8 protein-coding genes are annotated in these 11,679 nt (G+C 65.9%); 3 read left to right on the plus strand and 5 right to left on the minus strand.

The genetic code is table 11. The features are described 5' to 3' along the window. Positions 1-59: 59 nt before the first annotated feature. The 3 genes from ABFE16_16620 (at position 60) to ABFE16_16630 (ending at position 6,611) form a co-directional block, all read left to right on the plus strand. Positions 60-3,188, plus strand: a complete 3,129-nt coding sequence (locus ABFE16_16620; protein ID MEN6346929.1) for a GH116 family glycosyl hydrolase — start codon at positions 60-62, stop codon at positions 3,186-3,188. Positions 3,189-3,243: 55 nt separating this feature from the next. Next, positions 3,244-5,742 carry a GH116 family glycosyl-hydrolase gene (locus ABFE16_16625; protein ID MEN6346930.1) on the plus strand — a complete coding sequence of 833 codons (2,499 nt, stop codon included), beginning with the start codon at positions 3,244-3,246 and terminating at the stop codon, positions 5,740-5,742. Between the two features lie 221 nt (positions 5,743-5,963). Next, positions 5,964-6,611: a dihydroxyacetone kinase subunit L gene (locus ABFE16_16630; protein ID MEN6346931.1), complete on the plus strand. Its 648-nt coding sequence runs from the start codon at positions 5,964-5,966 to the stop codon at positions 6,609-6,611. Here ABFE16_16630 and ABFE16_16635 read toward each other — a convergent pair. The 5 genes from ABFE16_16635 to ABFE16_16655 form a co-directional block, all read right to left on the minus strand. Beyond that, entirely contained in the window at positions 6,608-8,077 is a 1,470-nt protein-coding gene (locus tag ABFE16_16635; protein MEN6346932.1) for a hypothetical protein, read from the minus strand. The two genes, ABFE16_16630 and ABFE16_16635, sit on opposite strands and share 4 nt — an antisense overlap. Positions 8,078-8,345: 268 nt before the next feature. Then, positions 8,346-9,818, minus strand: coding sequence for a hypothetical protein (locus tag ABFE16_16640; protein MEN6346933.1), 1,473 nt, complete (start codon positions 9,816-9,818; stop codon positions 8,346-8,348). Beyond that, the gene (locus ABFE16_16645) at positions 9,811-10,239 is read right to left on the minus strand and encodes a hypothetical protein (GenBank protein ID MEN6346934.1); all 429 of its coding nucleotides are present in this window, start codon (positions 10,237-10,239) and stop codon (positions 9,811-9,813) included. Before ABFE16_16645 ends, ABFE16_16640 begins: the two co-directional genes overlap by 8 nt. Further along, positions 10,229-10,753 carry a sigma-70 family RNA polymerase sigma factor gene (locus tag ABFE16_16650; protein ID MEN6346935.1) on the minus strand — a complete coding sequence of 175 codons (525 nt, stop codon included), beginning with the start codon at positions 10,751-10,753 and terminating at the stop codon, positions 10,229-10,231. The genes ABFE16_16645 and ABFE16_16650 overlap by 11 nt, the downstream gene beginning before the upstream one ends. A 180-nt stretch (positions 10,754-10,933) precedes the next feature. Beyond that, positions 10,934-11,679, minus strand: a 746-nt coding sequence (locus ABFE16_16655) for a dihydroxyacetone kinase subunit DhaK (protein ID MEN6346936.1), incomplete at its 5' end; no start/stop codon positions are given.

The raw sequence follows: 11,679 nt of genomic DNA on the forward strand, positions 1-11,679 counted from the left end.
AGCGGTGGCGAACAGATTGCCGGATAGCTCGCTCCAAGGCTTGTGGGAGGTGTGCCGACATGACCGTGTCGTCTCCGCTGAGGTTGGTGGCCCTGGGATGCGTGGCCCTGCTACAGACGAGCTGCGGCTGGACTGCGACGGGCACCTATGTGCTCGCCAACGGCTACGTCCGGCTGGTCGGCTCGGGACCTGCGCTGCAACAACTGGCCTTCGACCCCGCCGGTGGGGGCAAGTACAGCGCCAATCTGCTGCGCAGCGGCGGGTTCGCGGGTCTCGAGGCACCGCCCGAGGTTACCTGGACCAGAGAAGGTAACGTCCTCACGGTCAGTGGACTTGAGCTGTGCGTGCAGGACGTGGTGGAGCCGCAGAAGTGCAGCACACCCGACCGACTACTGCCCGGGCACGTGTTAGGGCAGTCTTTCACGGCCACCGGGACCTTCACACAGGTGGCGGTGAAGGCCCCGACTTGGAACACCGACACCTCTGGGGCGTTGCTGCGTCTGCGTCGCGAGGGTCCGGAGGGAGAGATCGTCGCCAGCCGCCAGTGCGAGAAGGTAGCGGACAACTCCTTTGTGCCGCTGACCTTTGAGCCGCAGCCCGCGGGCAAGTACCTGATTGAGTGGGCCGAACCCGTGGGGACGGTCGGCTGGTGGAGCTCGCAGGACGAGCAGTACGCCGGTGGCGAGGCCTATCTGGACGGCAAGCCGCTGCCGGGTCGAGACCGGGGCATCCGAGTGACCTTCCAGCGACCAGTGGGCAAGGCTCGGCTGCGCTACGCCCTGGAGGGTCCCACACTGGATATCACGCTGGACAGCCTCACGGGCGGCCTGCCTGCTGCGTTCCCGATGATTCTGCGCATGCCCTGGGACAACACGGGCTATGACGTCTCGGCGAAGGCGGTGCCCTTCTTCCGGTTCTTCACGGACAACCAACGCTACCTGCCGGCAGAGCAGTTCAAGCGGGCAGGCTCACCCGGCGTGTCGATAGGAAGCTGCGGCTGGCTGGAGGCGGAAGGCACAGGGAACTACGACCTGCGCTTCAGCGGAGCGGGACTCGCTGCCTCCTGGGACACGACCTCAGACACGGCGTCCTTCCGGCTCTCGTCGAGGGCGCAGTCCGGTCCGGGCGAGTCGAAGAGTGTGGCGGTCTCGGTGCGAGTGATGCCGCGAGAGGATTCGGTGCCAGAGGGATGGCCGTCCTTCGAGACGCCGGACCCAGAGCTGACTCGCGACCTGAACCGATTCTGGTATGAGCGCGCCTTCTCCTATCCGGCGCCCAGCGGACCGGCAGCCTGGTATGAGTGGTCGGCGCTGATCCGGTACTGGTTCGGCGGACCGCTTCATGACGGTGAGGCCAACAACCTGCGCAATGCCCGGATGAGCGACGAGGGCTACGTCTACACCTGGGGCGGTTCAGCAGGCTGGCCCTTCCCCGACAATGCGGTGTTCGACACACGCCACTTCGACACCAATGCACGGTTCCTCCTCGCCTGCTGGCGGCACCTGTGCTGGACGCAGGACCTGGACTTCCTGCGGTCGCAACTGGCGCGAGTGCGGCGGGCGATGGAGTATCAGTTGACCACGCTGAAGGGCGAGGAGGGGCTGATCGTCGCGGCGAGCAAGGACGTGACCGGGCGACACAAGGGGATCGGCGACAACTACTGGGACATTCTGCCCTTCGGCCATCTGGACGCCTACGCCAACACGGTCTACTACGCTTCGCTCGAGGCGATGGCGCAGGTGGAGGAGCTGGCGGCCCGGCAAAAGCTCACGACCGAGACGGCGGCGGCGCGGCCTCCGGACTACTACCGGACGCTGGCGCAGAAGACCCGGGAGGCCTACAACCCGACCTTCTGGGACGAGGAGAAGGGACGCTACCTCGGCTGCGTGGATGCGGACGGCAAGCGGCACGACTACGGCTTCACCTTCGTGAACCTCGAAGCCATGGCCTACGGGCTCGCGACGCCCGAGCAGGCGAAGCGAGTCTACGAGTGGATGGAGCACGGCAAGAGCTCCTCGGGCGAGGCCGACATCTACAGCCGCTGGATCTTCGCGCCCCGGGCGACGACGATTCACAACCCAAGGTGGAACGACAAGGGAGTGAACGACCCGAAGGCCGAGGGAGTGGAGCCCTGGTGGATGTTCGGGTGGCGAGGCACGCCTTTCGGTGACCAGTGCCAGGATGGCGGGGCGATTCTGTATACCTCGTACTTCGACCTGATGGCCCGGACAAACCTGATGGGGACGGAGTCGGCCTGGCAGCGTTGGAGCCAGATTCTCGGGCGCTACCGGATGCCGGACCGTCTGTGTGGTGGGCCACCGCTGAGCCGGGGTGAAAATCCGCAGCAGGCGAATCCGGGCTCGACGGGAACGGACATCCCCTTCCCGGAGAGCGGGCTGGTGCCCTGCTGGTTCGTCTACGGCGTGGCAGGGGTCAACGCGACCTCGGAAGGGCTGGTGATCTCGCCACGACTGCCGAAGGAGCTGCCCTGGCTGGTGATCCGGAACCTGCAGTACCGCGGCCTGACGATGGACCTGCGGGTGCAGTCGCTGGGCGACGCCGGTGTACGGGTGGAGCTGTCTTCACAGCGGCCCGGTGCGGAGTTCTCGCTGCGTCGTGACCTCAAGCCGCAGGAGAAGCTGGTCGTCGCCGAACCTCCGGCACCGCTGAAGGCCTGGCCCCAGGTGGTGCAGCTCCCGAGTGGCTGGCAGGCGCAGTGGATCTGGGCGACCGGCGATTCGGAGCGGGTGACGCGAGTATTCCTGCGACGGAGCTTCGATCTCGCGCAGGTTCCGGCAGCGGCGAAGGACCGGAATCAGGTGGCGCCGATTGCGGTGACAGTGGACAACGCCTTCCGGCTCTACGTGAACGGTGCGCTGGTCTTGAGCGGCGAGGGCTGGGAGCAGCCACAGCGCCTTGACTTGCAGCCCTTCCTGCGCAAAGGGCACAACGTGCTGGCTGTCGAAGGCATCAACGCCGGAGGTCCGGCGGGAGTGCTGGTGCAGGCCAAGATCCCGCAGGCAGGGAAGGCAATCAGCATCGTGTCGGACGGCACCTGGAAGGTCAGTGACGCTGAGGTCGCCGGATGGCAGGGCACGGACTTTGATGATTCGGCCTGGCAGGTAGCCGTGAGTCTTGGCGCGCCGCCGAGCGGTCCGTGGGGTGATGTGGCCGGTCCGGGGTTCTGAGACGATTCGGTTCAGTTGAGCCAGGCCTTCGCATACTCAAGACCAGGAGGCAGTTATGTCCCTTCATGCGCCGCGTTCGACCGGTCGCCCGGTTCCGTATAGTGATGAAGAGCTGCTGCAGGTCGGTCCGCCGGCGCCGATGACCGGCGAGAACCTGCGGGAGATCGCCTTCCCGCTGGGCGGCCTTGGTACCGGCTGTCTGGCCCTGTCCGGCAGCGGGCAGTTGGTGGATTGGGAGATCTTCAACCGGCCCAACAAGGGCTGGCGTCCCGACAATACCTACTTCGTCTTGTTCGCCCAGGCGGAGGGAGCAGAGCCGACCTTCCGCGTCATGGAGGGGCGACTGCAGCCGCCCTACCAGGGCTACCAGAAGGGTGCAGAGCAGTATCGTGGCTTCGGCTTTGGTCCACCGCGAGAGTTCGGCTCGGGCTTCGTGAGGTTCCAGGACTGCACCTTCACCGGGCGGTTCCCCTGCGCTCAGGTCGACCTGCAAGACCCGGAATCGCCCGTTGCGGTGAGCATGGAGGCCTGGAGTCCCTTCATCCCGCTGGATGACGCGAACTCCTCCTTCCCCGTGGCGATCTTTGACATCACGCTGACGAACACCACGGACAAGCCGGTGCGGTCGACAGTGGCCCTCGGGCTACAGAATGTAGTGGGCTGGCCGGAAGTGGGACGCGGACTGACGAGCTTCGTGGAGGAAGAGGGCTACTGCGGGCTCCTGATGACCACGCAGAAGCACGAGGAGGATAGCCCGCGCTTCGGGTCGATGGCGCTGCTCACGCCGACGGAGGGTCCGGCTGAGGAGGCAGTGACCTACCAGTTGCGCTTCGCGGAGACGAGCTGGTTCGCCCAGACCGAGGGACTGATGGACGACTTCGGCACCACGGGCGAGTTCAAGGGCCCGCGGGACCTGCAGCTCAGTGGCGACAACGCTGCCTCGACCGCGCACCTGGGGCTCAAGGTGTCACTGGCACCGGGCGAGAGCTGCACGCGCACGCTTGTGCTGGCCTGGCTGATGCCCAACTTCGAGAAGTACTGGGGCCCCGGCGCAGGCACGACCTGGAAGACCTATCAGGCGACTCGCTGGGAGAGCGCGCAGGAAGTTGCGGCTGAGGTGCTCTACAATCTGGGGACGCTGCGGGACCGCACGCGACGCTTCGCGGACACGTTCTTCTCGTCCACGCTGCCGACCTATGTGCTGGACGCTATCTCGACGCAGGCGTCGATCCTGCGCTCGCCGACGGTGACGCGGCTCACCGACGGCACGCTCTACGGATGGGAAGGCTGCCACTGCAACGCCGGCTGCTGCGAGGGCTCCTGCACCCACGTGTGGACCTATGCGCAGACGCTCGCGTACCTGTTCCCGCAACTCGAGCGCGCGATGCGGGACGTCGACTTCGCCTATGACCTGCGCGACTCGGACGGGCACATGCAGTTCCGGATGCCGCTTCCGCCGGGCACCTACGCCGACCACAAGTTCCATGCCGCCGCTGACGGGCAGATGGGCAACGTGCTGCGGGTGTACCGCGAGTGGCAGATCTGTGGGAAGGACGAGTGGCTGCAGAAGCTGTGGCCGGGAGTGAAGAAGGCGCTGGAGTACGCCTGGACGGACTGGGACAAGGATCGCGACGGGCTGCTGGAGGGCGTGCATCACAACACGCTGGACATCGAGTACCACGGACCGGAGACCGTCTGCGGAAGCATGTACCTGGCAGCCCTGCGGGCAGCGGAGGAGATGGCACGGCACCTGGGTGACACGGAGGCAGCGGAGAAGTACCGGAGGGTGTTCGAGTCGGGCAGCCGGCTGAGTGATGAGAAGCTCTACGACGGCGAATACTACGTGCAGCGGATTCCGGAAGGCTCCGAGCTGCCCTATCAGTATGGGCCCGGCTGCATCTGCGACCAGGTGCTGGGCCAGTGGCATGCGCGAATGTACGGCCTGGGCGACCTGTATGATCCGGAGCACGTACGCAGCGCGATTGCCTCGGTGTACCGGCACAACTTCCGCGACGACTTCTTCTCGCACAACAACCCGCACCGGGTCTACGCGCTGAACGATGATCGCGGGCTGCTGATCTGCACCTGGCCGAAGGGTGGACGGCCCAGGCGCAGCGTTACCTACGCCTTCGAGTGCATGATCGGGTTCGAGTACCAGGTCGGCGCGCACCTGATCTATGAGGGGTTCCTGCGCGAAGGTCTGACGGTGTGCAAGGCGGTGCGCGACCGGCACGACGGCCTCAAGCGCAACCCCTTCAACGAGTTCGAGTGCGGCAGTCACTACGCACGGAGCATGGCCAACTACGCCTTCTTGCTGGCGCTGTCCGGGTTCCGCTACAGCGCCCCGGAGAGGACGCTGCATCTGGAGCCCCGGTTGTTCGCTGAGGACTTCCACTGCTTCTTCTCGGTGGAGGGCGCCTGGGGACTGGTGCACCATTGCCGGGGCTCCGAAGGGCCACAGGTCGAAGTGGAAGTGCTGGAAGGGAGCCTGAAGCTGGACCGCGTGGTTGTGCAAGAAGTGGAGCTTTCGACGACGGCGTGGAAGGTGAAGTAGGGAGGGCACCTCACCGTTGCCTTCTCATGCACGGCGACGGCACCTCACCCCTGCCTTCGGCCTCCCCTCTCCACGCGGTGGAGAGGGGGATAGCGACAGGGGCAAGGACTGAAGGCACTCGCGGAAGAGGGCGGCGTGTATACGACCGTCCCTGTGGTGAAGTAGTCGCGCATATCAGCGGCCCGCTGCACCGGGGGCCGCAGAAACGTGAAGGACCTCTCATGAAGGACTCTTTGACCCTCCAGGATGCCTTACCCCTGGCCGAGAAGCTTGCCGCGGACCTTGAGGCCGCCAACGACGCCATCACCGCGCTCGATGCACAGATGGGAGACGGCGACCTCGGGGTGACCTGTCGGCTGGGGATGAAGGCGGCGCTCGAGGCCGTGCCGACCGTGGCAGACGGCTCCCTTGACGCAGTGCTGATGAAGGCGGGCATGGCCTTCAACTCGGCAGGCGCCTCGACCTACGGAGCCCTCGTAGCGACCGGCGCGATGAGGGCTGCCAAGTATGCGAAGGACAACGGCCTGGCCGCCTGGGACCTGGCTGCTCTCGCGGGCGCTCTGAAGGCAGCGGCGCAGGGAATCGAGCAGCGGGGCAAGGCGGCTCGGGGCGAGAAGACGCTGCTGGACGCCCTGTGGCCGGCGATCGAGGCACTGGAGGCTGCGCAGCCAGAGGGCAAGTCGCTGGGAGATGCCCTAACTGAGGCTGCGAAGGCGGCACAAGCCGGCGCTGAGGCGACGATTCCGCTGAAGTCGAAGTTCGGGCGTGCCGCGTGGCTGCAAGACAAGACCGTGGGCGTGCAGGACCCCGGCGCGACGGTAGTGGCGACTGTCATGGCTGCGTTGGCGGCTTACGTGGCGGGAGCTTAGCGCCACTGCCAGGGGAGGTCGCCGTCATCGCGATCAGCGTCTGGCGGCGCCTTGCTTGGGTCTGGAGTTAGCCTCCACAGCAGCCTGCCGCCGTCGTCGTCACCGTCTGGGCCGACGCTGTACAGCAGGTACCGGTCGCCCTGGAGTTTGTACTTCATTGGCGCGTCAGTGAAGGGGTCCTGCGGCACCGGCCAGTTGATCTGTGCAAGCGCGTCGAGGGACTGCGGGTACCGGCCGGTCTTCTGCTTGTAGAGTCCGAGGCCCAGGCCGCCGCACAGCAGGTTGAGGTTAGCCTGGCACTCGAAGCGTCTCTGCGAGGGTTTGTACCAGACGATGCCCACATGCCGCGCGATACGCGTGTACTTGAGGTGCTCCTTCCCCCATTTTGCGAGCGTTTGCATCTCACGCTTGGCCTCCGCCCAGGGGAGGGTCGCGATAACGAGTGAACGTTCGGCCAGTTGCAGGTAGGATAGCTCGTCGGCGCTGAGCAGACCTGGGACACAGCGGACGGCCAGACACCAAGCCCCATCTCTCGGTTTGTCCAGGAGTATCCCCAGCAGGTTGATCGCCGACATGGGGTCACGTCGCGCCATATCGTAGAGCTCGATGTCCATGGCGCGATCCGTCCGTAGCGCGAGGACCGTGCTGGTGGCCAGGTCCAGACTGGTGACCTGCGACAGGATCGCTCGTGCCTGCGGCTCCGGCACCACGACCCTGGAGAGCGCAACCTCGGCCGAACGCTCCGCGATGGCCACGATGGCATAGGTGACCGTCTGGGAAATCACTGTGGGCTCCTGCGACGCGTGACAGGCCAGGACTACGTTCGCATGAAGTCGCTGCCCCGTCAGCTCACCGTTCCCCTCAACCGCGGCCACAGCAGTTGCGACGGCGCAGAAGCGGGACATGGCACGCAGCCTCGACAAATGGGACAGCCGCATGTTGATGCCCTCGGACCACTTGAGGTCGAAGCGGCAGCCGGGCCGCGCCGCTGCCTGGCAAAGCAACTGCAGCGGCTTCTCGTCGCTCTTGACCATCGCCGATAGAGCCCTGACAGTCTCGGGGTCGCTCCAGTTCACGTACGCGCCCCACAGCCGGTTGTCAGGCTGCCACTGGACACCGTCCTTGTCAGCCTTGGCCCCCAGGCTGGGGTACCTGTCCTCGTGGGGCTGAAGCAGCTTTGCGGCCTCCAAGTATAGCGGAGCTGCGTTGTGGTCTGCCGGGATCAGGGGTGGTGCGGCTTGTCCGACCGAGATTGGCGCGCCCGCTGCGCGGAGGCGTTCGAGCTCGCCGTATACGCCGGTGCTGCCATAGGTTAGCACCGCACTGACGATCCCATCCACGATCAGGAGCGCCATGATGAGGTAGGCGAAGTACAGACATCCGCGCCAGAGCGGACCGCGCCGAAGGGGAGCGTGACTCCCAGTAGACGGCCCTGCAGTCGATGGCGGCAAGGTCGGCTCGGGCATGGTGACCAACTCCCTCACACACGGCCACCGAGGGAGCTTCGCCACCCTTCCCCCGGGTTGTGCGGCGACTTCGAGGCCTGACGCACGGACTCCTTGCCAAAGCTGCGCTGCACGGCCCAGAGCGTGCGCCCCGGACTGTGGCTTCTGGACCACACGCTCTGAGTGGTACTTCACCTGACGGGCCTGTCTAGCCAGGTTGTCTACCCAGGCCCGGTGATACTAGCGCCCCGCCACCTAGAGAGGTTCCCAGAGAAGGCGGCCGAAGGGCTCAGCGCCACTGCCAGGGCATGTCGCCGAGGTCCTGGTCGGCGGGTGGCGGTCCGGGTGGATGGGAGGCCATCCGCCACACCGGCTTGCCGCCGTCATCGACACCGTCCTTGCCCACACTGTAGAGCAGGTACCGGTCGCCCTGGAGGGTGTACTTCATCGGCCCGTCGGTGAAGGGGTCCTGCGGCACCGGCCAGTTGATCCGTGCAAGCGCGTCCAGGGACTCCGGGAACTGACCCGTCTTCTGCTTGTAGAGGGCGAGGCCCAGGCTGCCGCTGATCAGGTTCAGAAGAACCTCGGTCTCGAAGCGCCGCTGGGCCACCCGGTAGGTTGCGGGCCCCACAGAGCGTGCGATGAGGGCCCGTGCGAAGTGCTCCTTGGTCCACTCCTCCATCTTCTGGTATTCGCTCCGGCACTCGGCCCAGGGAAGGGCTGCAGCCCGCACCGACCAGTCGGTAAACTCCAGGTAGGCCAGTTCATCCGCGTTGATCAGGCTCGGGAAGCCCTTTACGTAGAGCCACCACATCCACTCCGTGATCTTCTCTGCGCCCTCGGACGACCCGATCAGAGCGCTGGCTGACGCGGGGTCTCGCCGGGCCATGTCGTAGATGTCGAGAACCATAGCCCGCTCGGTCTGCAGCGCGCGGATCATGCCGTTGCTCAGCTTGAGGTCCGTGATCTTCGCGAGGATGGCCCGGGCGTCTGCTTCGGACAAGGAGCCCTTGGAGAGTGCGAACTCGGCAGTGCGCTCAGCCATGTTCGTGATGGCGTAGGCGACGAGCTGCGAGATCAGCGAGGGCTCCTGGGTTGCGTGGCAGGCCATGGCAACCGCGGCCTTGAGTCGCCGACCGGCCAGTTCGCTGTTGCCCTCGACCACCGCGACCGCCGTTGCATCGACGCAGAAGCGGCAGATGGCCCGCATCTTGGCTAAGTGCGGCATCATCATCGCGAAGCCGTCGGACCACTTGAGGTCAAAGCGGCAGCCCGGTCGCGCTGCTGCCTGATAGAGCAACTGCAGCGACTCCTCGTCACTCTTGACGAGGTCAGACAGGGCCTTCATCGCCTCGGGGTTCCACCAATCCGCCACGCCGTAGCGCATCGGCTGACCGGGCTTCCAGTCGCCGGCGCCAACGCGACCATCTGCATAGCCCGCGCCCTTTGGCTGGTGCGGCTCGATCTGCGCCGCGACCTTCAGGTACAGAGGAGCCGCGTTCTGGTCGGCCGGGATCGCCGGCGGTGCTGCCTGGGCACAGGACAAGGGTGCGCCCTGGAGACGCAGGCGCTCCAACTCAACCTTGAGGTCGTCACTGCTGGAGTAGGTCCCCGCCGCGTTGACGATCCCAACCACAAGCAGGAGCGCCACGCCGATGTAGGCGAGGTATAGCCAGCCACGCCAGAGGAGGAGGCTGCGGGTCACGGGCATAGTGCGGGCAAACCACCCTCGCGGGCGTGTTTGCGGGGTCAGTTCACGCATAGCGATCATCTCCCTCACACCTGGGCACCGAGGGACCTTCGCCACGGCGTCCCGCGGGCTCCGGTGGGACTTCGAGCTTTCTGGGTGCAGGCGGCTGAGCGGCAGCGGCTTCCGGTTCGGTCGCATCGAGAAGGGCCAGTCGGCGTGCGAACAGACCGGCAAGGTCTCTGACCGGCGTCTGTATCTGGGTCACGAGGCTGCCGGGGTTGCTGAGGTGTCGCAGGTCGCGGGCGGTGAGGTCGCCACCGAGCAAGACCAGCAGCCAGGCAGCCACGGCTGCCGCCGTCATCCAGCGCAGAGGACGCAGCGCACGGGCCCTGTCCCGGACTCGGCCGCCTTCGAGTACCTGCGACAGGTCAAGGCCCGGCTTGCTGAGCTCGACGGCACGGAGCCGCTGCTTGAGATCGTCGTCACGGTTCATCCTGCATCACCACCCTCAGTTTCTCCAGAGCATACCGGTAGCGACTGGCCGCCGTATTGGGCGAGACCCGGGTAAGCTGCCCAATCTCCTCGAAGGTCAGGTCGCCCCAGATATGCAGCACCACGCACTCCCGCTGCGGCGCCGGTAAGGCCAGGACGGCCTCACGGACGGCAAGGGACACGGCATCGGGCCCTTCTGCCGGGTCCGAACAGACCTCGGCGCGGTCAACGAATCGCCGAAGCCGACGCCACCTGCTGCGGACTGCATTGCGGACCATGGCGAAGAGGTAGGCACGGGGATTGCGTGCCCTGCGCAGGCACCCCGGACGACGGGCAAGCTTGAGGAACACATCGCCGACCACATCCTCCGCCTCCTCGTCGGACCCGGTGAGCGCAAAGGCATAGTTGTGCAGCGGTTGCGAGAGGCTCTGCCAGACCTCTGACAGGGCCTCGGCTCGGCCTTCGCTCAGATGGACGAAGGCATCCTGCACACTGCCGCCGAGTGCCGGGCTCATGGTCATATCTATTCGGAAAGACGCGCGAGGGACCTTTTCCTGTCTACGAATCGAGGAGAAAGGGCAAGGGGGAAAGGACAGCAAGAAGTGGCTCAGGGAGGGGTCCTCTGCGGATTCCGGACGCAAGGAGAGCTTCCGCCCGGAATCCGCAGGACTCAGTCATCTGGCCGGCTCGCGTGGTCAGCGTGAGGCGCGCCACTGAGGTAGGAAGGGCGAGTAGGCAGGCGCATCCAGCAAGGGCAGGAGTTCGTCGTCGAGCTTGAGCAGGCTGATCGAGGCGCCGGCCATCTCCATGGAGGTGGCGTACTCGCCGATGAAGACACGCTCGAGGGTGATGCCGTGATCCGCGATGACCTGGTTGGCTTTGCGGAAAAGCAGGTAGAGCTCCTCGGGCGGCGTGGCCCCGAGACCGTTGACGAGGAGGGCAACGTGGTCGCCGCTCGCGAAGGGCAAGTCGGCGACGACACGCTCGGTCATGATCTGCGCGACCTCGTCGGCGGTCTTGATCTTGCCGCGCTCGATGCCCTGCTCACCGTGGATGCCCATACCCAGTTCCATCTCGTCTTCGCCGAGGGTGAAGGTGGGCTTGCCGACGGCAGGGATGGTGCAGGGAGACAGGGCGACGCCCATGCTGCAGGTGTTCTCGACGACCTTCTGGGCGGTGGCGGCGACGGCGGCCAGATCGGCACCGGTGTCGGCCTTGGCCCCGGCGATCTTGTAGGCGAAGAAGAGGCCGGCAACGGCGCGGCGGGTGTCGGCGGACTCCTTCGGTGCAGAGACCACATCATCACGGACGCGGACGGAGAGGACCTCGATGTCCTCCATGGCGCACATCTCGGCGGCCATGTCGAAGTTCATGGTGTCGCCGGAGTAGTTGCCGTAGAGGTACAGCACGCCTGCGCCGGCGTTGATGGACTTGGTGACGG

The sequence above is a fragment of the Armatimonadia bacterium genome (genome assembly GCA_039679385.1).
In the GTDB taxonomy this organism is placed as follows: domain Bacteria; phylum Armatimonadota; class Zipacnadia; order Zipacnadales; family JABUFB01; genus JAJFTQ01.

Bases quoted from the DNA above. Each gene is read 5' to 3' on its own strand.
- ABFE16_16620 (MEN6346929.1), top strand. From the start codon at position 60: ATGACCGTGTCGTCTCCGCTGAGGTTGGTGGCCCTGGGATGCGTGGCC.
- ABFE16_16625 (MEN6346930.1), top strand. From the start codon at position 3,244: ATGTCCCTTCATGCGCCGCGTTCGACCGGTCGCCCGGTTCCGTATAGT.
- ABFE16_16630 (MEN6346931.1), top strand. From the start codon at position 5,964: ATGAAGGACTCTTTGACCCTCCAGGATGCCTTACCCCTGGCCGAGAAG.
- ABFE16_16635 (MEN6346932.1), bottom strand. From the start codon at position 8,077: ATGCCCGAGCCGACCTTGCCGCCATCGACTGCAGGGCCGTCTACTGGG.
- ABFE16_16640 (MEN6346933.1), bottom strand. From the start codon at position 9,818: ATGCGTGAACTGACCCCGCAAACACGCCCGCGAGGGTGGTTTGCCCGC.
- ABFE16_16645 (MEN6346934.1), bottom strand. From the start codon at position 10,239: ATGAACCGTGACGACGATCTCAAGCAGCGGCTCCGTGCCGTCGAGCTC.
- ABFE16_16650 (MEN6346935.1), bottom strand. From the start codon at position 10,753: ATGAGCCCGGCACTCGGCGGCAGTGTGCAGGATGCCTTCGTCCATCTG.